This window comes from Enterococcus sp. DIV1758 (genome assembly GCF_051711985.1).
GTDB classification, from domain to species: domain Bacteria; phylum Bacillota; class Bacilli; order Lactobacillales; family Enterococcaceae; genus Enterococcus; species Enterococcus faecalis.
In genome coordinates this window covers 960,677-981,905 of sequence record NZ_JBIOOA010000001.1, presented here as the reverse complement: position 1 = coordinate 981,905, position 21,229 = coordinate 960,677, and the positions used below count along the sequence as shown (strand labels likewise).

Here is a 21,229-nt window from a genome sequence, read left to right as displayed (position 1 = left end):
TCAGGTCATTTTCTTTATTTTTAATAAATAACGACGCCAATAAGTCAGCACTCCGATTAGTGCCACAACTACAATTGTTCGACCGCTAACACTTCCAATCCACAGTTTAACTGCAAGTAACCAGATACAAAAGAGATAAACACAGGACCAATTAAAGGAAACTTTCAATGTACATGATTCCGCAATTTCGATTATCTGACTACTAAAAAAACGACTTCCTAATCGTAAAGCGACTGGATTATGGAAGATGAATGTTCGTCGCTTGTCAGCCGTCAAGCGAGTGGCACATCGTTCATCAATAAAAATTGTTACAGGTAATTTAGAAAGTAAATCATTTTTTGCCCATTCAATTGAAACTTTCACGCAGCACTCACAACCTTTAACAAAATTATAAAATATATTATTTATTTACAAAATTATAACATTCCTAAAAATACATGTTAAGTCTTTAAAAAAACTTTCTATTTTATTCCCCTTTCGCCGAGAGATTTAGTATACTAAAAGAAGAAATTTTAGAGAAAGTTGGATTTTTATGTTGATACTTGGTTTAGCCAGTACTGAAACAGTCGATTCTTCTGCTCCCGATTTAGCAGAAGCGACCGTAAAAAAAGTGAGCGCGCTACAACGCTTTTGGAACAATATTAATTGGGATGCCATTGTCGCTACCTTAATTGAAAAAAGTTTATCAATTTTATTTTTGATTTTTCTATTTTTTATCATTCAGCGAATCGGGAAATATTTAATTGATCGCACCTATGCAAATTATAGTAAAAAGCAACATTTTAGTGAAAGCCGTTTAAAAACGTTACACACTTTAATTATTAATGCATTTCAATATACGCTGTTCTTTTTCTTCATCTATTCTCTTTTGACCATTGTCGGTGTGCCTGTTGGCTCATTATTAGCCGGAGCGGGAATTGCCGGTGTTGCCATTGGTTTAGGGGCTCAAGGATTCATGAATGACTTAATTACCGGATTTTTCATTATTTTAGAACAACAAATGGATGTAGGCGATTATATTCGCTTATTGGCGTTAAATATTGAAGGAACTGTTACTTCTGTCGGATTACGAACCACTCAAATTAAAGCGGTTGATGGAACTGTTCATTTTATTCCAAACCGAAACATCACCACAATCAGTAACCTGTCTCGTGCCAATATGCAAGTATTAATTGATGTCCGCATCAATCCTGAAGAAGGTTATGAAAAAATTTGTGAAGTGATTACAGAAGTCAATGAAACGTTAAAAGAAAAGTATATCGAAAGTATTCAAACTGGGCCAGATATTTTTGGCATGGTCGATTTAGGCAATGGCAACTTTGCGGTGCGAACGACCATGTATGTACTAAACGGCAAACAATTTGCGGTCAAAGAAGAATTTCTAGCTCAATATATCAAAGCATTAACAGAGGCCGGCTTTACGATTCCCAATACGCCTATTATTGCAAAATAAAAAACAGCCACCAGATATTTATTAGTTATCTGGTGGCTGTTTTTCTAATTGTCCAATGATTTTAAAAAGCCACTAACTGCCTCCACTCCAAACAATAACGCCTCTTCGTTCGGTTCAAACTTGGCAGAATGAAGGCTATAGGGACTTGCCACGCCTAACCAAAACATCGTGCCTGGGACTTTAGACAATAGATAGCCAAAATCTTCACCTGTCATTGCAACCGGCGCTTGTTGAAATTGAACTGTTGCTTGTTTGCTCATGTATTCAATAAAATTCGTGGTACATGCGGGCTCATTCACTACAGGTAAATATCCTTTCTGATCAAGATGAACAGTTACTTCACATTGAAAAGATTGCGCAATGCCTTCACTAATTTCGCGAATTCTTCGCTGCGTTTGTTCATTAGTTTCTGCTGTCAATGTGCGAATTGTACCAGATAAAGTTGCTTCTTCGGCAATCACATTGCAGGCAGTCCCTGCATGAAAAGTCCCAAAGGTAACGACTGCTCCGACCACAGGATCAACATTTCGACTAACGATCGTTTGTGCTTGCTGAATTAAATTTGTGGCCGCCAAGACCATATCATTTGCTTGATGTGGAAAAGCCGCATGTCCACCTTTTCCTTTTAAGGTAATGTTCACTTCACAAGTGGCAGCAAACAACGTCCCTACTCTGGTACTGATAGTTCCGACTGGCAAATCAGGATTAACATGAAGCGCATAAAATTCATCAGGTAACCACTCACCAAACGCATGATCTTCATACATCAGCATCCCCCCTGCTTCATTTTCTTCAGCAGGTTGAAATAAAAATAAAAAGTTATTGTCTGGTTGCTGTTGACTTAATTCTTTCAAAACCCCTAAACCGATTGTCATGTGAAAATCGTGCCCACAGGCATGCATAAACCCTGGTCGTTTTGATTGAAAAGCAGAAACCACTTCCTCTTGAATAGGTAAACCATCAATATCAGCACGCCAGCCGATGGTTTTCTGAGGATTTTTGCCTTCTATGAAGACTAAAATCCCAGTTTGCCATGTTCGAACTTGCAGATAAGGTTGCTTCATTTTATCAATTTCATTAAGTAAAAAGGCTTGTGTTTCCTTTTCTTCTAAACCGATTTCAGGTATTTGATGTAGTTGCCGTCTAATCGCAATTAATTCTTCTTGCTCCACAAAAGCCACTCCTTCATTTTTGGGGTAATCGAAAGCCGCCATGAAGAAGTTTCTTCATCGCGACTGACTAATTTATTTTTAGAGTTTACGTAATTCTTCTAAAATCTCTGTTTTACTCTTGGTTTTATCATCAATTTGTTTAATTACTTTTGCTGGCACGCCTGCGACAACGGTATGCGCTGGAACGTCTTCCACAACTACTGCCCCAGCAGCCACAACGGCACCTTCACCAACACGAACCCCTTCTAGTACGACCGCATTCGCTCCAATGACAACCTCGTTTTCAATAACCACAGGTGCGGCACTTGGTGGTTCAATGACACCAGCTAAAACCGTTCCTGCGCCAATATGACAATGCTTCCCTACAGTTGCACGACCGCCTAAAACAGCGCCCATATCAATCATAGTCCCTGCACCAACGACGGCGCCAATATTTAGAATAGCCCCCATCATAATCACCGCTTGATCGCCAATTTCAACTTTTTCGCGAATCAAAGCACCTGGTTCAATCCGAGCATTAATGTCTTTCAGATCAAGAAAAGGAATTGCTGAGTTACGTGCATCGTTTTCTACAACATAATCCTCAATTTTTTCTTTGTTTGCTTCTAAAAAAGGTTTTACGTCAGCCCAATCGCCAAACAATGTCCCAGTTTTACAATTATTAAAGACCTTAATTGTTTCCGGAAAAGTGACTTCTTTTAATTGCCCTTTCAGTGTTACTTTAACAGGCGTTTGCTTTTTGGCATCGCCAATATACTGAATAATCTCATATGCGTCCAATCACAGCACTCCTTTACTTCGTGTTATCATACAGAATAACGCATTTATGAGAAAAAAGTAAAGAGTTTCTTGCATTTTATTTAAATTACTTTCATTTCTTCTTCTGATTTAGGCAGAACAAGATGATGTTTTTCTAACTCATGTGCCATATGGTTGACCGCTTTTAAAATTTCTTTGCGTGTAATGATGCCCTTAAAGCGTTGATTATCATCAACCACTGGTAAAAAAGAAGCATCTACTAATAAATGTAACACTTCTTCTAAATCCCACGATTCACCAATTACAGGAACATTGACTTCCATTACATCGGCCACAGTAAATTCATTCAATTTTTCAAAATCCACTGAAGTCAAATCAAACATTTTATCTACAACGTCTGTCAAGCCGATTAAGCCAACAAAGCGATCTCCCTTATCTAACACAGGAATCTTGGAATAGCGAACTTTCGATAAGACTAATGCCGCGTGACTTAACGGATTTAAACACATTACATTGGCGACATTTTCGGCAGGTACTAAAAACGTTTCTTGTTTTTCTAATAATAATTCTTTTACAGCAGTCCCTATCATGATTGGGTTGCCTCCATTTCTAATTCTTTAACACGTAACTTATTGTACCTAATTCTGCGGAAAAAGTCTTGGAATTCGCAAATTCTTCATAACTTAACAAACGAAAATTAACGTTTTGTTCTATTCTCCCCCAAAATAAGAGAACGCTTTCTTAAAAAAATAAAAACTTAGTTGTCCCATCACAGACAACTAAGTTTTTATAAAGGACCAATTAATCAGTCAATTATCCTTCTTTTTCACACGATTCATCACAGCCATCACTGACCATAATAAGCGGAAATCCCATGTTTTCTAAGATAGTGTTTATCCAATAAAAAATGATCAATTGGTTCAACATCTGGGTTAATTGTTTCCGTCAAACGTGCCATTGAACAGATTTCATCTAAAATCAAACTGTTTTCAACTGCTTTTTCCGGAGTCATTCCCCAAGTAAATGGGCCATGTCCATAAACTAACACTCCTGGAACTGCTAAAGGATCTAGTTCTTGTTCATGAAATGTTTCAACAATGACTTTGCCAGTCTCTTCTTCATAGTTTTCTTTAATTTCACTTTCAGAGAGCGCTCTTGTGCAAGGTACAGCGCCATAAAAAGCATCCGCATGGGTGGTACCGTAAGGAGGTAAGGCTCGCCCTGCTTGAGCCCACGTAACACTATTCAGGGAGTGCGTGTGCGCAATCGCTCCAATTTCTGGCATTTTTTGATAAAGATAAAGATGCGTGGGTAAATCAGAAGACGGCTTTAAAGCATTGGTTTCCAATAGTTGTCCGTTTAAATCAGTCACTACCATCTGTTCCTTGGTCATTTCTTGATACTTGACGCCGCTTGGTTTAATTACGATAATCCCTAGTGACCGATTGATTTCACTAACATTGCCCCACGTTAATTTGACTAAGCCCAGTTTTGGCAAAGCCAGATTCGCTTCATAAACACGTTGTTTCATTGCTTGGATGATCGCTTTATTGTTCATCATAACCCACCTCTGCTAATTTGGGATAGAGATACTGCTGCGCGGCTTGAATTTTTTCTTGAAAATTCAAATCCGTTTCATTCCACATTTCAATTAAAAAAGGACCACTATAGTTTAACCGCTTGAGTGTTTTCAATAAGCCTGTAAAATCAACACAGCCTTCTCCAAAAGTAACTTCCCGAAACTTGCCTTCAAATGTGTCTGTTACAGCGAAGGTATCTTTTAAGTGAATAGCAGCGATTTCAGCAATTCCCTTTTCAAGCTCAACCGCCGGATTATTTTCCGGCCAAGCAGACAAATTACCTAAATCAGGATAAACATGCAAAAAAGGAGACGGAATTTGTTCCTTAATTTCTAGAAATTTTTGTATGCTATTCATAAAAGGGTCATCCATAATCTCAACAGCCAGAATGACACCGTATTGTGCAGCTTCCTCAACGCCCTTTTTCAGACCTTGAAGAAAAAATTCCCTTGTTTCGGCAGTTTTTTCTTCGTAAAAGACGTCATAGCCAGCTATTTGAATCACCCGTATGTTTAATTGATGAGCCAAACGAATCGCTTGAGATAAAATTTCCCGTCCTTTTTCACGTGTTTCTTTATTTAAAGAGCCTAAAGGGAACCGCCGATGACCACTTAAACACAAAGAATGGATAAAAAAATCTTCTTTCACCATTAATTGAGAAAGTTCTTGTAACTGGCTTGGTGTCCAAGCCAATCGTGCTAAACGTTCATCGGATTCATCAATTGACATTTCTAAAAAATCAAACCCTAACTTTTTGGCCCATGTTAATCGTTCTGCCCAAGTTAAATTTTGCGGGAGTGCTTTTTCATACAGTCCAATTCGTGCCATTTTATCACTTCCAAATCTGATCGATTTTTTTTTGAAAATCTTTGGCTGCTTGTTCAGGATTTTTTGATTCAGTAATCCCACGGCCCGCAATAAATGTTGCAACTGCCATTGTTTGAAATAATTCAAGCGTTTCGACAGTTAAACCACCTGTGACGGACACTTCAAAGCCTAAGTCAATTAGTTCTTGAACTTTATTCAAATCTTTCTCTCCCCAACTGCCGCCAGCTAAAAGAGCATCTCTACTTTGATGATAAATCACCTGATTAATCCCTAATTCTCGCCATTGTCGAGCTTGTTGCATTGTCCAATTCCCATATAGTTCTACTTGTAATTCTCGGACTTCTTTTTGAGCTGCAGCCATCGTTGGCAAGGTGGCGCAACAAATGACCGTCATGAAATCAGCGCCTGCTTGTGCGACATTACGAGCAACTGTACCGCCCGCATCAGCACATTTTGTATCAGCAACAATTGTTTTATTAGGAAACATGCGTTTTAAACAACGAATTGCTTTTTGGCCTTCTTGTAAACACAAAATAGTGCCAACTTCGATAATATCGACAATTTCTCCGACTTTCATACAATCTGCTAAAGCGTCTTCTAAGCTATTATGATCTAAAGCGATTTGTAAGTTTGGTCTTTTCATCTTTCTCCTCCTTTTATTCAGATTTTTGATAACGATCTGAAGCCATATATTTTTCTTGAATTTCTTTTGCAGACATTACATTTTTAATGCCAATTACTGTGACTCCACGTTTTTCTGCTTGCTGAAACATTTGTAAAAAATTGACTGGAGTAAAAACAACGTCGTATTGGCTAGCAGAGCTTTTTCCTTCTGAAATGGCGCAATGATGAATTTTTGTAATCGGTACACCTAATTCTTTCATTGCTTTTTCAACACTCCGCATCATCATTAGACTCGTTCCAGAACCATTGGCACAGGAAACAAGTATTCTCATTTCAAATTCCTCCTTTAATTCTCTTGAAATTTTTTAGCATATTGTTCATAATCATTGACAATCATAAAGTAACCTTCTGGATTTTTCCGATACTGAAGTTGCGGAATTATTAGTAACCCAATCACCACCACTGCTACGCCAACATAGCCTAGAACTTTCATAATAATTGTAAATAACGGCCAAGCTGTCGCCCAATCGAACATGCCCAAATAACCGCCATATTGAGATAATCCAATCCATGTAGCAAATAAAGCTGAGCCACCTACTTGGATTAAACCTGAAAGGAAGGGGAATAAACAAGCAGCTTTTACTCCGCCACGATTATTTGCATAAACAGCTATGACAGCGTTATCAAAAAACAATGGGATAAACCCCGCAATAACGATTGTCGGAGACTTTAATAGAATCAGTAAGCCAATCATTAAAAACTGGCCTAATGCGCCAAAGAGAAACCCAATTGTTACTGCATTGGGCGAGCCAAACCCGAAAGTCGCTGCTACGTCAATCCCAGGAACAGCGCCTGGTAAAATGGTATTTGAAATCCCTTGGAATGACTGCGTCAACTCGTCGACAAAGGTTCTAACGCCTAATTGTAAGATAGCTAAATAGACAGCAAAATTTAATGAAGTGGTCATGATATAAAAGAAGAAACTCTGCCCTTCTTGCATAAATTTAGCTTGAATTAAATAATCTTGTCCCAAAACAAGCAAGATAATGCCAAAGAAAAAGAGCATCAAAATGGACGTAGCAACCATATTTTCATTAAAAATGGATAGAAATCCTGGTAATTCGATATCTTCCAATTTTTTATCGACCTTCTCTGAACGATGTTTCTTTTGATCACGTTTTTTCAACCATTCTGCTAATTTTGCAAAAATAAATATGCCAAACATTTGTTGATGGGCTACCGCAAAACCAGCACCTTCTGTTAATTCCTGCGTAATCCCTACCGTTAAATTTGAAGCAACTGCCCAATAACACCCAAGAATTAAGCCCATAAAAATTAGTACTTCGATTCTACCTAAGTTAGGAAAACAAAAGAGTAAAATCCAGAAAGCGGTAGCTGCTTGTTGAATCTGAACATTCCCTGTTGTAAAAACGGCTCTCAATTTTGTATATTTTTGAAAACGAACCAACAAAATATTCATAATAAATGCGATCAATAACAAAATCATCACATCACCAAAGGTTCGTCCAAAGGTTTTCATCAATCCTGCATCGACTGCATTTTGCCCGAAATATGGATCGGTAACCATCGCCTGTAAATTAAATCGCTCTTTCAAGCCTACTAGAATAGGGCGAAAATTATTAACCAAACCACCAGAACCAACACTCAAAATAAAATAACCAACTGTTGCTTTCAGAAAACCTGCTAAGCATTCATAAAAGGGCCTCCGTAACAAGAGATAACCTAATAACACGATGAAACCAATCAAATATGCTGGCTGTGTTAAAACGTTCGTAGCAAAATAAGTCCAACTATTTAACAAGAACTCCCCCATTGATTTTTCCCCCTATAATTGATATTTCTCCATAACTTCTTTAAAATCCATTGGCGTGTTTGTTTCTAACAAGTCAGCAATCACGCCATCCGTCATCAATAAATCCATCAATTGCTGGATATTTTCAAGATGTTCGGCGGGATTTTGGGCTGCCAATGTAAAAAATAATGTTGCTGTTTTTGCTTCTTGATCGCCAGCAAAAGTGACTGCTTGCTTAAATTTTGTAAAAGAAATGGCCGTTCCAAAAACGCCTGCGCTTTCCTCTGATGAATGTGGCATGGCTACTTCAGGAGCAATGATGATATAAGGTCCAAACGTTTCGACACACTGGATAATCTCATCGACGTAACTCTGATCGATGATGTGTTTTTGGAGTAAAATCAAACAACTTTCCTGAATCGCCTCTTGCCAACTAACCGGTTCTTTATCAGGGTAATGAATAAGCTCTTGCTCCCAAAAATAAGTTAACATTGTACATCCAGCCTTTCTTACAAGAATGAAGGAAATGGTGTATCATTTTCTTTAACAAAAACATCATCAAAGCCACGATCAAAGTTAAATTCTAAGTTGTCTTTGTCATCTGGATAAACAAATTTGCCACCCACTTGCCAAATATATGGTTTAAATTGATAATGTAAACGATCTTTTTTAAATTTCCAAATTTCCATGATTTCTTTTGGATCCGCCATAAAATTAGACCAAATATCATAATGAACGGGAATGACTACTTTCGCATTTAAAGATTCTGCCATTCTCAACATATCAACAGAAGTAATTTTATCCGTGATACCGCGAGGATTTTCGCCATATGCTCCTAAGCAAACATCAATTGCATATTGATTACCATGTTTCGCAAACAAGTTAGAATAATGAGAGTCTCCGGCGTGATATACCGTACCACCTGAGGTTTCAAATAGATAATTGACAGCTAGTTCATTCATGTCCTGAGGCATTTTACCTTTAAATGTATTTTCAGAATCATCAGAAGTAATTAGCGCGGTTCGATCAAAAGCTTCCAAGGCCACTACATTCACATCATTCACTTTTATTTCTTGACCAGGCTCTATAACCCGTGTTTTTTCTGCCGGAACACCCCAACGCTGCCATGTTTTCACTACTTCTTTTGGACCAATAAATAGAGCCTTAGGACAATTTTGCTGAACAGCAGCAGCTGTGTGAATATCCAAATGGTCTGAATGAATATGTGTGACAACTAAAGCATCTACCTCTTTTATTTCAAAAGGATCAATCACAAAAGGTTGTGTTCTTAAATTAGGTTGCATTTTTTGGCAACCACTCATGCGCATCATTTGATGGCCATTTTTCATTAAGCCGTTCCCGTGCGTTTGTTTTCCTGTTCCACACCATAAATCACATAAAATATTCGTGTTCTCATGCGTTTTCAGCCAAATGCCTGTACAACCAAGCCACCAGAGGGCAACCGTTCCTTGAAGCACATTTGTCTGATTAATTTCTTCGTTTAAATAAGTGCCCCATTCTGGAAATGTCGCCTTCAACCAACTTTCTTTTGTAATTTCATGAATCGATTTGCTCATGCTACCACTCCTCTTCTCAAATGATTGTGTTATGCTTTATAAGAAAATCATAGCCGCAAAAAATCACAATGAAAACCCTTTTATATGATTGTTTGCACTTTTAATGATTCTTTTACGTGTTTTGTTTTCCTATGAGTTATACTATTTCATGGGGGACCGTGTCCAAAAAAATAACTAAAGGAGGTTGTATTACTTGAAAAGTTCATTAGAAACCATTGAAAAAAGGCAACAAAACATTCTCGCGCTGCTGCAAAAAAACAAACAAATGACTACCTATAAATTAGCAGATGCTTTAAATGTTTCCTTAAGCACAATTCGTCGTGATTTAAATGTCTTAGAAACTAAGAATGACATCATTCGAAAATATGGGTATTGTATTTACAACGACCAAAATCAGAAAGACTTTGATCAATCAGGACCGGAGTTATTAAAACAAGCCATTGCTCGTGTTGCTTGTAGCTATCTAAGTGATTATGATACCGTTTTCATTAATTCAAGTTCCACTGCTTTGAATATTCTCCATTATTTAAAGGCCGACCATCTGACCATCGTAACGAATAATTTAAAAATTGCCACCAAGCCTCATGTTTCTCAATACAATTATATTTTGACCGGAGGCGAATTACGTTTTCCCAAAGAAGTTCTGGTAGGAGATATTGCCATTAACACAATCACCGCAACGCATGCCGATGTTTGCGTAATTGGCTGTAGCGGGGTCAGTTTAGAACATGGCGTCACTACAAAAATTTTCAATGAAGCAAAAATTAATGAGCTTATGATAAAACAAACAACAAAAGTAAAAATTCTGGTCGCGGACCATCGAAAAATCGGCTTGACTTCTAAATTTAAAATTGCTGATATTACCGCTTTTGATTGTTTGATTACAGACAAACATTGCTCATCAACTTTAATTACAGAACTTCGTAAGACCGGCTTAAAGGTTATCCAAGTCGACTAAAAAAAGAGCGTAGGACAAAAATCCAAAAGAGATTTTTGTCCTACGCTCAAAATTTGATAAATAAAAAAGGAGCACTTATTTCTTAACATTCACTTACTTCGTAAACGTTGCCTTTAATCGTTCCAACGGTTGGTGCTCTTTGTTATAGTACTGAACGAGATATTGTTCAGGTGTACTTTCAATTATGGCATATGTTTTCTCTTGAACTGGTCCACGAGGTAAACGAATACTTCCCGGATTAACAAAGAGAATGTTATTGTGTCGCTCTGCACCGAGTACATGAGTGTGACCAAATAAGGCAATTGTCGCTCCTGCTTCTTCCGCTTGTAAAGCAAGTGTCGTGAGCCCCATTCTAACATTGGCCAAATGACCATGTGTCATATAAATAACTTGATCCCCCACTTTTTTAGTCACAGTTTTGGGAAATTCATCATAAAAATCACAATTTCCTTGAACTACAATTAATTTCTGCCAAAGCTCATCTGTCGGTTCTAATTCAGAATCACCACAGTGAAAGAGTGCATCGACTTGTCCTTCATAATGATTCACTAAGTCAACTAAACAGTCACGGTCGCCATGATTATCGCTTACTACCAAGATTTTCATACGTTTCAACTCCTATTTTTTTAGCCATTCTTCCCATTGTTCTTTTAATTTTGCCACTGCTTGTCCACGATGACTAACTTTATTTTTCTCTTCTCCAGACAATTCAGCTGCCGTCTTACCAAGCTCTGGGACATAGAAAAGTGAATCGTACCCAAAGCCTCCTTCACCACGAGGAATCGTGCCGACTTCTCCGGGCCATTCAGCTTCGACCACCAGACTTTCTTTCTTTGGTTCAGCAAAAACCAATGTACAATGGAAACGCGCTTGTCTTTTTTCTTTTGGCACGCCCGTTAACTCATGCAATAGTTTCGCATTATTTGAAGCATCGTTAGTTGGTTCACCAGCAAAACGAGCAGAATAGATTCCTGGCATTCCCCCTAACGCATCAACAATTAATCCTGAATCATCTGCTAATACTGGTTTCTGTAAAATTTCTGCAATTGTTTCAGCTTTTAGACGAGCATTTTCTTCAAATGTTCGACCAGTTTCTTCTACATCTGGCAAATTCGGATAATCTAATAACGTCTTAACCGTATATCCTTTTTCACCAAAAATTGAACTAAACTCTTTCGCTTTACCAGGATTTCTAGTTGCAATGACAATCACTTTCTCTTCTGAATCTTGCGAAGGGACTTCTTCAGAGGCTAAAGCATAAAGCGCTTCTTTCTGATACGCAATTAATTCCTCAATCCCTGTTTTTCCATAAAAGAGCATGGCATTTAACTCATCTCCTGAGAAGGTAGCTTCTTCACCCGTTCCTTGAATTTCCACAAATTCACCAGACTCGGTCATCACGATGTTCATATCCACTGCAGCATTCGAGTCCTCTGCGTAATCTAAGTCCAGCACACAATAACCATCGGGTAAAATACCCACGCTGACAGCAGCTAAATGCTCTTTAATTGGGTCTTCCGCTAGCGCACCAGTCATCAATAAATGATTGACTGCTAAGCGTAGAGCAACAAAAGCGCCTGTAATACTAGCAGTACGGGTTCCACCATCTGCTTGAATCACATCACAATCGACAACAATGCTCCGTTCCCCTAACTTTTCTAAGTCAACAACAGCTCGCAATGACCGCCCAATCAAACGTTGAATCTCCATTGTTCGCCCTGTTAATTTTCCTTTCGCACTTTCCCGAATATTTCTTGTGTTCGTCGCGCGAGGGAGCATGCTATATTCAGCTGCTACCCAACCTGTTCCCCCGCCTCGTAAAAATGGGGGAACCTTTTCTTCGACAGTGGCTGAGCAAATTACTTTGGTATCACCAAACGAAATAACCACCGAACCTTCTGGATGTTTAAAAACATTGGTTTCAATAGTGATCTTTCGCAATTCTTTTGGTGCACGACTATCATGTCTAATCATTTTCGTTTCCTCCTAAGTGAATCTGTTGTGCTTTTAAGTTCTCTATACCAAGCCAACTGCTTGCAATCTCTTCAAACATTTTTGCAGAACCAGTTGTATAAAATTCATGGGGCTGTGTAGGCGCTTCAGGCGTATGGGCAATGTCAAAATAATCGAGAAGCATGCTAACTTCGCCAACTGTTTCGGCTCCTGAGTCAATTAATGTCACATGACTCCCCATCACATTTTGAATCACCGGACGTAACAACGGGTAATGGGTACAACCTAAAATCAACGTATCAAGTCCTTTTAATTGTAGTGCTTGAAGTGTTTCTGCCACAATTTTTTTTGCTACGGAAGAACGATATTGATTACTTTCAACAATGGGGACAAATTTAGGGCAAGCTAAACTAGTCACCTCAATTGCTGGCGCCTTACTTTTAATGGCGATTTCATAGGAAGCACTTTTGATTGTCCCTAACGTACCTATGACACCAATTTTGTTATTTTTTGTGACTTTAACGGCTGCTCGTGCGCCAGGTAAAATAACACCGACAACTGGAATTGGCAAGGCAGCTTTAATTTCTTCTAATGCGACAGCCGTCGCGGTATTACATGCGATTACTAGCATTTTTATTCGTTTTTTCAATAAAAAATCGGCCATTTCCCAAGTAAACTGAACGACTTGTTCGGCTGGTCGTGGGCCATATGGGCAACGGGCTGTATCTCCTAAATAAATTAATCGTTCATTTGGTAATTGTTTTAGCGCTTCCTTTAAAACAGTTAATCCACCAACGCCAGAATCAATTAATCCAATGGCTTCTTGATTGCTCATTCTCATCCTACCTTTGCCTTTTATTCACTGCCTTTATTTTCTACTTTTTAAGGACTATTGTCAATTTTTCCTGTTTTGCTCTCATTTATTTCTTTTTTTGAAGGAAATCTTTTTCGATTAAAAAACTAGTAATTCATTTTTTTGTATGTTATAATTCCTAACATTGAGAATACAATTAGAAATACATTTGGTTAATTTAATTTAAATAACACGTTTCTCACCGAATCCTCTGTTATCTTTTCTACCAAATGATTGCAAAGGAGACTGCCTATGATTTCTTTAGAACATGTAAATAAGTATTTTGGGGAGCATCACGTTTTAAAAGATATTACTTTAAATGTAGAACAAGGAGAAAAAATTGTCATTATCGGACCCTCTGGCTCTGGCAAAAGTACATTAATTCGGTGTATGAACCAATTGGAAAAAGTCAATGATGGTTCCGTCGTAATTGATAACATTGACATCACCAAACCGAAGGCACCCATTCAAAAGGTTAGCCAGAAAGTTGCCATGGTCTTTCAAAATTTTAACTTATATGCTCACAAAACGATTATTGATAATTTAACGTTAGCACCGATTAAAGTGATGGGCGTTCCCAAAGAAGAAGCGGTTCGTACTGGCATGGAGTATTTAGAACGGGTCGGCTTAGCTGATAAAGCTTCTGCTTATCCTTCGCAGCTTTCTGGCGGGCAGCAACAACGGGTCGCTATTGCTCGTGCCTTAAATATGCATCCTGAGATTATCCTTTTTGATGAACCGACTTCGGCACTTGATCCAGAAATGATTCAAGAAGTTTTAGATGTAATGGTCGATCTTTCCAAACAAAATATTACCATGGTTTGTGTCACACATGAGATGGGCTTTGCTCGTCAAGTGGCTGACCGTGTAATCTTTATGGATCAAGGAGAGATTATTGAACAAGGAACACCTGAACATTTCTTTACAAGCACTGAAAACCCTCGTGCAAAAGAATTTCTAAGCAAAATTATTCATAACGGGTAATGAATAAAAAAACAAAAAATTGGAGGAATGAACAATGAAAAAACAAAATAAATGGCTAGCTGGACTCTCCTTACTTGTATTAGCAGGCATCATTGTTGGCTGTGGTAGCGGCAACAATGACTCAACTTCCAAAAGTGCTTCATCAAACAAAACGGTCACAGTAGAACAATTAAAAAAAGCGGGGAAAATTAAAGTAGGTGTCAAAGAAGACATTCCTAATTTTGGCTATATGAATCCTGATACAAATAAAAATGAAGGAATGGAACCAGATATTGCACGCTTGATTGCGAAAGAAATTACCGGCAGCGAAGAGAATGTGGAATTTGTGGGCGTGACAGCGAAAACGCGCGGTCCCCTTTTAGACAATGGTGAACTAGATATGGTAATTGCTACATTTACAATTACTGATGAACGTAAAAAGACTTATAATTTTACAACTCCCTATTATACAGATGAGATTGGTTTCCTTGTGCGCAAAGAGGATAACTTCTCCAGTATGAAAGATTTAGACGGAAAAACAATCGGCGTTGCACAATCTGCTACGACAAAAGAAAACTTAGAGAAAAAAGCGCAAGAGGAAGGAATCAAATTTACTTATCAAGAATTAGGTTCCTATCCAGAATTAAAAACAGCGTTAACTTCTAAACGAATTGATGCATTTTCAGTGGATAAATCAATCCTATCTGGCTATGTGGATGGCAAGACAGAAATTTTAAAAGATGGTTTTTCGCCACAAGAATATGGAATTACCACAAAGAAAGCAAATACTGAATTAAATGATTATCTAAATGGTTTAATTGAAAAATGGGAAAAAGACGGCACACTAGAAAAAATTTATCAAGACTGGGGCTTAAAAAATTAATCATTCCTAAGACTTGAAGAATCAAAAATTTTAGGAGGGATTTTTATGTTTTTGTTAGCCAATATTTCCTGGCTTGAAGAAGGGCCATTTGCCTTATATCGTTGGGAGGCTTTATTTCAAGATTGGCGAATTTTTGGTCAGGCTTTTCTCTATACTATTCTGCTCTCTTTAGGAGCGATCTTAGTTGCCTTTGCTTTAGGTATTTTCTTTGGCAGTTTATCAGCGACCAAAAGTAAACTTTTACACGCAATTAGTCGTGTCTATGTAGAATTTTTTCAAAACACACCTTTGTTGATTCAATTTATCGTAGTCTATTATGGCTTTCCTCTGCTAAGCCCGCTGCTTTCATTTTCTATTACTACGATTGCCATTCTGTGTGTAGGCTTCTATCATGGCGCCTACATTTCTGAAGTGGTTCGCTCAGGAATCGGAGCTGTTCCAAGAGGGCAATTTGAAGCGGCTTACTCCCAAGGATTAACGTATGGTCAAACGATGCGGTATGTGATTTTACCACAAGCATGGCGGATTATGTTACCCCCTTTAACCAATCAAGTCGTGAACCTAATTAAAAATACGTCAACAGTTGCCATTATTTCTGGCGCTGACGTAATGTTTGCTGCCAATAGTTGGTCGTCTGTCAACTTGAACTACATTCCCGCCTTTGCGCTCGCTGGTTTCTTATATTTCATTCTTTGCTTCCCATTAGCGAATTTGGCTAGAAAAATGGAAGAAAAAAATAAGAAAGCATATAGTAGATAGGAGGAAAACAGATGCCTTTTTCAGAAGAAATGCGTCAATTACTGACAGCAAATAATTTTCAATTTCTATTTAACGGCTTAAAATTGACGCTCTATATTTCCTTCGTCTCAATTATTTTGAGTACGATTTTTGGCACCATTCTAGCCGTTTTGCGAAATCAAACCAATGGACCACTGAAGTTACTTGCCAGTATTTATGTAGAAGTAGTGCGTAATATTCCAAACTTATTGTGGATTTATGTTATTTTTTTGATTTTCAAAATCAAATCCACACCTGCTGGAATTGTGAGTTTTACTGTGTTTACCACCGCTGCTTTAGCGGAAATTATTCGTGGTGGTTTAAATGGTGTTGATAAAGGACAAATTGAAGCGGCACGTTCTCAAGGGTTTTCAAATTGGCAAATTCTTTATCATATTGTTTTGCCTCAAGCCATTCGCAATGTTTTACCAGCGATCGTTTCTCAGTTTGTTACTGTCATCAAGGATACAAGTTTCTTGTATTCCGTAATTGCTTTACAAGAACTCTTTGGCAAATCTTATATCTTAATGGGGCGCTACGCACAAACAGGACAAGTATTCACTATTTACGGAATCGTCGCCCTAATTTATTTCATTATTAACTTTAGTATCTCACAATTTTCACGTTGGCTATCACGAAATTGGGCGAAAAGTTATTAATGTAGTTAAAAACAGGAGGCTGAGACAAAAGTGTTTAGCTCCAAGAAATAAGAAGGAATTTCCGAAAATTGTTCTTTAATTTTTGGAGAATTTCGGCTTATTTCCGAAGGAGCTGCTTTTGTTCAGCTGATTATCTTAAGATTTAGAAAGTGGGGCATAAGTCATTTCGACTTATGCCCCACTTTCCTGTTTTTATTTTATCTTACTTCTACTTGATGTTTTTCAATTAGCGCTTTTTCAACTTTTTCCATTGAACGGTTAATTTCTTCATCCACTAATGTCGCTTCTGCATTAACGAAAGTTAAACTATACGCCATTGATTTTTTGCCAGCGCCTAGTTTTTCACCTTGATATACATCAAATAAATGAATCTCTTTCAAATATTTACCTGCGTTATCTGAAATAGTTTTAACTAGTTCTTGATTGGTAACTGTTTCATCGACTAATAAAGCAATGTCTCGAGAAACTGCTGGGAATTTAGAAACTGCTTCATAAGTAACCCCGCCTGCTTCTGTGGCTACTAATTGTTGCAAGTTTAATTCAGCAACATATGTTTCTGGAATATCGTACGCTTTCGCTGTCGTTGGGTGAACTTGTCCGACAAAACCAACCACTTCACCTTCTAAATAAATCCATGCTGTCCGGCCTGGATGCATTTCTGGAATCGCCGTTGTCGCTTGATAACTGATTTTTTCTGTTAATCCTAAAACAGCTACAATACTTTCCACTAAGCCTTTTACTGTATAAAAATCAACGGCTGTTGCTTTTGTTTGCCAATCTTTAACCATTGTATTACCAGTTAAAGCAAGTGCTAAGTGATTTTCTTCTGTAGGTAAATTTTTTGTTGGATCTTCTGTTTGGTAGAAAACGCGTCCTACTTCGTAGAAGGCGATATTATTATTTTTACGTGCCACATTGTATGCGACATCATCTAATAAACCAGAAATTAAGTTCATACGTAACACAGAACGCTCTTCACTCATTGGCCATTGCAAACGTGTTGTTTGACTTTCTTTCATCATAAATTGACGGGATTTTTCTTCTGTTGTCAACGCATAGCTGATGGCTTCACTCGTACCATGACCTTCCAGTAAGCTCTTTAATTGGCGCGTAACATGTTGTGCTTTGGTTAGACTTCCAGCAACTGTTTCTCCACTTGGCAATGTTGAAGGTAAATGATCATATCCATAAATGCGCGCCACTTCTTCAATAATATCTGCTTCAATCGCAATATCCCAACGTCTTGGTGGAATCGTAATTTCATAGGCGCCTTGATTTACTTCATAAGCAAAACCGAGTGCTTCAAAAATTTCATTCACCGTTGCTTCATCTAATGCAGTGCCTAAATATTGGTTGATTCGTTCTAAAGTCACAGCTACCTGTGCTTCTTTAACGGCCACTTCAGAACCAACTGCAGTGCCTGAGACCACTGTTCCGTTGGCCAACTCTGCAATCATCGCGGCTGCCACATCACAAGCTAGCCCAACTGTCGCTTGGTTGATGCCTTTTTCAAATCTACTTGAAGATTCACTCCGTAAATTGAATTGTTTAGACGTTTTGCGAATAGACAATGGATTGAACAATGCCGCTTCTAAAGCCACAGTTGTTGTTTCTTGACTGATTTCAGAATTAGCCCCACCCATTACACCGGCTAAGCCGACAGGCGTTTTTCCATTCGTAATGACGATATTTTCTTCTGTTAATTGACGTGTTTCACCATCTAATGTAATTAGTTCTTCTGCTGCTGTTGCTCGACGAACCAAGATTTCTTTACTATCTAATTTTTGGTAATCAAATGCATGCAATGGTTGACCAAATAATAATAAAATATAATTTGTCACGTCCACCACATTGTTAATCGGACGGATTCCTTCATTCATCAATCGATTTTGCAACCACTGAGGACTTTCTGCAATCGTCACATCTTTAATAACACGAATTTGATACGCTGGCGCATCTTGTGAATCTTCAACAGTTACTGTTACGTAATTTTCCACGTTATCTGAAGCATCTTCTTTGAGTTCGGGATCATTAAACTGAGGCGTTTGACGATAAATTGCGCCAACTTCATAGGCTACCCCTCTCATACTTAGTGCATCTGCACGGTTTGGTGTAATTGATAATTCAATAATCGCATCATCCATGTCTAAATAAGGGAAAACAGGTGTCCCATTCACTGCTTCTTGAGGTAAATAATAAATTCCTTCAGCGTAGGCTTTTGGTACGACATTATCTGAATATCCTAGCTCTTCTAACGAACAAATCATTCCGTTAGAAACTTCGCCACGCATTTTACCTTTTTTAATTTTTTGATTTCCTGCAATTCTTGAACCAGGTAACGCTACGATGACTTTAATTCCTGCTTTTACATTTGGTGCTCCACAAACAATTTGTGACAATTCTTCTTCACCGATGTCTACTTGGCAAATTGATAAGTGGTCAGAGTTTGGGTGAGGAACACATTCTTTTACTTCACCGACAACAATTTTCTTTAAGCCTTCTTCAGGTACAGCAACGCCCTCAACTTCGATACCTGTCACAGACATTTTGTCCGCTAATTCTTGCGGAGTAACGTTTGAAAGATTAACATATTCATTTAACCATTTATAAGAAACTAACATTTTTCAACTACTCCTTTACCTTGAATTGATTTAAGAAACGTAAATCATTTTGATAAAAATTACGGATATCATTTACACCATAACGTAACATAGCAACGCGATCTGGTCCTAAGCCAAAGGCAAAGCCTGAGTACTCTGTTGGATCAATCCCTGACATTTGTAACACATCTGGATGAACCATCCCCGCACCTAAAATTTCAATCCAACCTGTATGTTTGCAGACGTTACAACCTGCGCCGCCACATTTAAAACAGCTAACATCTACTTCGACTGAAGGTTCTGTAAAAGGGAAATAGCTAGGACGTAAACGAATTTTACGATCTTCACCAAACATTTTTTTCATCATGACTTCTAACGTCCCTTTTAAATCACCCATTGTGACATTTTTATCGACAACAAGGCCTTCAATCTGATGGAATTGGTGACTATGTGTCGCATCATCTGTATCACGACGGAATACTTTCCCAGGAGAAATCATTCGTAATGCACCTTTTGAAAAATCGTGTTTTTCCATTGTTCGAGCTTGAACTGGTGAAGTATGCGTACGAATTAACATCTCATCTGAAATATAAAACGTATCTTGCATGTCGCGTGCCGGATGATCTTTTGGTAGATTCATGCGTTCGAAATTATAGTGATCCGATTCTACTTCGTATCCTTCCACTACTTGATAACCCATGCCTAAGAAAATATCTTCAATCTCTTCCATAACTTGTGTCAAAATATGACGTGTACCTTGAAGCATTTGTTTTCCAGGTAAAGTTACATCTAAACTTTCTTCTTTTAGTGCCGCATTTAACGCTTCGTTTTCTAAAACAACTTTGCGCGCTTCAATTGCTTCGGTTAATAAATCACGAATTTCATTTGCAAAGCCCCCCACCACTGGTCGTTCTTCTGGTGAAAGGTTTTTCATGCCTCTTAGTACTTCGGTGATTGGCCCTTTTTTCCCTAATGTTTCTACGCGAATTTGGTTTAATTCTTTTAAAGTAGCAACTTGTGCGATTTCTTTGAGCGTATTGTCTCTAAGAGCTTCTAATTGCGCTTGTAATGTCATTATGCGTTCCCCTCTATCTTTTATTTAAACTAAAAAAAACGATAACCCATTCCTTTCAAAGGAACGAGCTATCGTGTTACCATCCTAATTCATAACAAATTGTTGTCATGCACTCATTTCATTTAACGGCAATTACCGGTTTGCTTTCTTCTTGAAAACAAACAAACTCAGGAAGTGAATTTCGCTTGGTGACTGTGTAAATCAGCTTCCAGTCTCTGGCTGACTCTCCCTAAAACACGTCAATTCAAACTACTTGTTTCCATCACTGTTTTTTTAGTTATTTAATTACGTTTAGTTTACAAGAAGTTTTGCTTGCGGTCAACTGCATTCTTCGTCTTTTACCCATTTTTCTGCCCAATGTTGAATTTGTTCCATTGCTAATTGCAAGTCTTCGCCTTTTTCGGTTAGGAAATATTCTAAGCGATTTCCTTCACCGCAACGAACAGCTTTGGTGATAATTCCTTCAGCTTCTAGTTCCTTCAATCGCTCTACTAAGACACGATCACTTAACATTGGAATTTTTTCTTTTAATTCGCCAAAACGTTGAGGACCTCGTTCTAATAAAACATCAATAATTAAACCATTCCATTTTTTACCAAGTATTGAAAATGATTTTTCAAATTTGGGACAAAGTACAAACGATTCTGTTTTTACTTTTTCCATCTTCCTCACCTCTTCAATGAGTATAGCACATTCCTTACA

Annotated in this window: 23 protein-coding genes and 1 other annotated feature; of the genes, 6 read left to right on the top strand and 17 right to left on the bottom strand. The window is 38.0% G+C overall.

Annotated features, from left to right (window positions below; all coding sequences use genetic code 11):
- Positions 1-363 (bottom strand): hypothetical protein, encoded by a 363-nt coding sequence (locus IGJ52_RS04930; protein ID WP_002358008.1) that lies wholly within the window; start codon positions 361-363, stop codon positions 1-3.
- Positions 364-532: 169 nt separating this feature from the next.
- Here IGJ52_RS04930 and IGJ52_RS04925 point away from each other — a divergent pair, with 169 nt between their 5' ends.
- A complete protein-coding gene (locus IGJ52_RS04925) occupies positions 533-1,453 on the top strand; it encodes a mechanosensitive ion channel family protein (protein WP_002382128.1) in 921 nt (306 codons plus the stop codon).
- A gap of 44 nt (positions 1,454-1,497) precedes the next feature.
- On the opposite strand, the gene IGJ52_RS04920 is transcribed toward IGJ52_RS04925, so the two are convergent.
- The 10 genes from IGJ52_RS04920 to ulaG all read right to left on the bottom strand — a co-directional run bounded on the left by IGJ52_RS04920 (position 1,498) and on the right by ulaG (position 9,806).
- A complete protein-coding gene (locus IGJ52_RS04920; RefSeq protein ID WP_002386002.1) occupies positions 1,498-2,667 on the bottom strand; it encodes an N-acetyldiaminopimelate deacetylase in 1,170 nt (389 codons plus the stop codon).
- Positions 2,668-2,703: 36 nt separating this feature from the next.
- Complete coding sequence (gene dapD / locus IGJ52_RS04915; RefSeq protein ID WP_002358012.1) at positions 2,704-3,405, bottom strand: 2,3,4,5-tetrahydropyridine-2,6-dicarboxylate N-acetyltransferase; 702 nt, start codon at positions 3,403-3,405, stop codon at positions 2,704-2,706.
- 80 nt (positions 3,406-3,485) lie between these two features.
- Positions 3,486-3,974: a cyclic-di-AMP-binding protein CbpB gene (gene cbpB / locus IGJ52_RS04910; RefSeq protein ID WP_002382126.1), complete on the bottom strand. Its 489-nt coding sequence runs from the start codon at positions 3,972-3,974 to the stop codon at positions 3,486-3,488.
- A 257-nt stretch (positions 3,975-4,231) separates the two neighbouring features.
- Positions 4,232-4,942 carry an L-ribulose-5-phosphate 4-epimerase gene (locus tag IGJ52_RS04905; RefSeq protein WP_010816422.1) on the bottom strand — a complete coding sequence of 237 codons (711 nt, stop codon included), beginning with the start codon at positions 4,940-4,942 and terminating at the stop codon, positions 4,232-4,234.
- A complete protein-coding gene (locus IGJ52_RS04900; protein WP_438791950.1) occupies positions 4,932-5,792 on the bottom strand; it encodes an L-ribulose-5-phosphate 3-epimerase in 861 nt (286 codons plus the stop codon). Before IGJ52_RS04900 ends, IGJ52_RS04905 begins: the two co-directional genes overlap by 11 nt.
- Before the next feature lie 4 nt (positions 5,793-5,796).
- Complete coding sequence (locus IGJ52_RS04895) at positions 5,797-6,435, bottom strand: 3-keto-L-gulonate-6-phosphate decarboxylase UlaD (protein ID WP_002381985.1); 639 nt, start codon at positions 6,433-6,435, stop codon at positions 5,797-5,799.
- Between the two features lie 13 nt (positions 6,436-6,448).
- Complete coding sequence (locus IGJ52_RS04890; RefSeq protein WP_002358018.1) at positions 6,449-6,748, bottom strand: PTS sugar transporter subunit IIB; 300 nt, start codon at positions 6,746-6,748, stop codon at positions 6,449-6,451.
- A 14-nt stretch (positions 6,749-6,762) separates the two neighbouring features.
- The gene (locus IGJ52_RS04885) at positions 6,763-8,250 is read right to left on the bottom strand and encodes a PTS ascorbate transporter subunit IIC (protein WP_002366460.1); all 1,488 of its coding nucleotides are present in this window, start codon (positions 8,248-8,250) and stop codon (positions 6,763-6,765) included.
- A gap of 12 nt (positions 8,251-8,262) precedes the next feature.
- On the bottom strand, positions 8,263-8,721 hold the full coding sequence (locus IGJ52_RS04880) for a PTS sugar transporter subunit IIA (RefSeq protein ID WP_002358021.1): 459 nt from the start codon (positions 8,719-8,721) through the stop codon (positions 8,263-8,265).
- 17 nt (positions 8,722-8,738) lie between these two features.
- Positions 8,739-9,806 carry an L-ascorbate 6-phosphate lactonase gene (ulaG, locus tag IGJ52_RS04875; RefSeq protein WP_010827300.1) on the bottom strand — a complete coding sequence of 356 codons (1,068 nt, stop codon included), beginning with the start codon at positions 9,804-9,806 and terminating at the stop codon, positions 8,739-8,741.
- A gap of 193 nt (positions 9,807-9,999) precedes the next feature.
- Here ulaG and IGJ52_RS04870 point away from each other — a divergent pair, with 193 nt between their 5' ends.
- Entirely contained in the window at positions 10,000-10,764 is a 765-nt protein-coding gene (locus tag IGJ52_RS04870) for a DeoR/GlpR family DNA-binding transcription regulator (RefSeq protein WP_002382117.1), read from the top strand.
- A gap of 93 nt (positions 10,765-10,857) precedes the next feature.
- Here IGJ52_RS04870 and IGJ52_RS04865 read toward each other — a convergent pair whose 3' ends face one another.
- From IGJ52_RS04865 to racE, 3 genes are read right to left on the bottom strand one after another with little or no spacing between them, the layout of a single operon-like run.
- Positions 10,858-11,370 carry a metallophosphoesterase gene (locus tag IGJ52_RS04865; protein WP_002381991.1) on the bottom strand — a complete coding sequence of 171 codons (513 nt, stop codon included), beginning with the start codon at positions 11,368-11,370 and terminating at the stop codon, positions 10,858-10,860.
- 12 nt (positions 11,371-11,382) lie between these two features.
- On the bottom strand, positions 11,383-12,738 hold the full coding sequence (gene rph / locus IGJ52_RS04860; RefSeq protein ID WP_002369622.1) for a ribonuclease PH: 1,356 nt from the start codon (positions 12,736-12,738) through the stop codon (positions 11,383-11,385).
- The gene (gene racE / locus IGJ52_RS04855; RefSeq protein ID WP_002358027.1) at positions 12,731-13,558 is read right to left on the bottom strand and encodes a glutamate racemase; all 828 of its coding nucleotides are present in this window, start codon (positions 13,556-13,558) and stop codon (positions 12,731-12,733) included. The genes rph and racE overlap by 8 nt, the downstream gene beginning before the upstream one ends.
- A gap of 264 nt (positions 13,559-13,822) precedes the next feature.
- On the opposite strand from racE, the gene IGJ52_RS04850 reads away from it, so the two are divergent.
- From IGJ52_RS04850 to IGJ52_RS04835, 4 genes are read left to right on the top strand one after another with little or no spacing between them, the layout of a single operon-like run.
- Positions 13,823-14,554, top strand: coding sequence for an amino acid ABC transporter ATP-binding protein (locus tag IGJ52_RS04850; protein WP_438791949.1), 732 nt, complete (start codon positions 13,823-13,825; stop codon positions 14,552-14,554).
- Positions 14,555-14,588: 34 nt separating this feature from the next.
- Entirely contained in the window at positions 14,589-15,416 is an 828-nt protein-coding gene (locus IGJ52_RS04845; RefSeq protein ID WP_002360586.1) for a transporter substrate-binding domain-containing protein, read from the top strand.
- Positions 15,417-15,461: 45 nt separating this feature from the next.
- Positions 15,462-16,175: an amino acid ABC transporter permease gene (locus tag IGJ52_RS04840; protein WP_002366455.1), complete on the top strand. Its 714-nt coding sequence runs from the start codon at positions 15,462-15,464 to the stop codon at positions 16,173-16,175.
- An 11-nt stretch (positions 16,176-16,186) separates the two neighbouring features.
- Positions 16,187-16,852 (top strand): amino acid ABC transporter permease, encoded by a 666-nt coding sequence (locus tag IGJ52_RS04835; RefSeq protein ID WP_002384721.1) that lies wholly within the window; start codon positions 16,187-16,189, stop codon positions 16,850-16,852.
- A gap of 197 nt (positions 16,853-17,049) precedes the next feature.
- On the opposite strand, the gene pheT is transcribed toward IGJ52_RS04835, so the two are convergent.
- The 3 genes from pheT to IGJ52_RS04820 form a co-directional block, all read right to left on the bottom strand.
- Positions 17,050-19,473, bottom strand: coding sequence for a phenylalanine--tRNA ligase subunit beta (pheT, locus tag IGJ52_RS04830; protein ID WP_016614195.1), 2,424 nt, complete (start codon positions 19,471-19,473; stop codon positions 17,050-17,052).
- 7 nt (positions 19,474-19,480) lie between these two features.
- On the bottom strand, positions 19,481-20,527 hold the full coding sequence (pheS, locus tag IGJ52_RS04825) for a phenylalanine--tRNA ligase subunit alpha (protein WP_438791948.1): 1,047 nt from the start codon (positions 20,525-20,527) through the stop codon (positions 19,481-19,483).
- Positions 20,528-20,583: 56 nt separating this feature from the next.
- Positions 20,584-20,802 (bottom strand) — a binding site (T-box leader).
- A gap of 43 nt (positions 20,803-20,845) precedes the next feature.
- On the bottom strand, positions 20,846-21,190 hold the full coding sequence (locus IGJ52_RS04820; RefSeq protein ID WP_002358035.1) for a winged helix-turn-helix transcriptional regulator: 345 nt from the start codon (positions 21,188-21,190) through the stop codon (positions 20,846-20,848).
- Positions 21,191-21,229 lie beyond the last annotated feature (39 nt).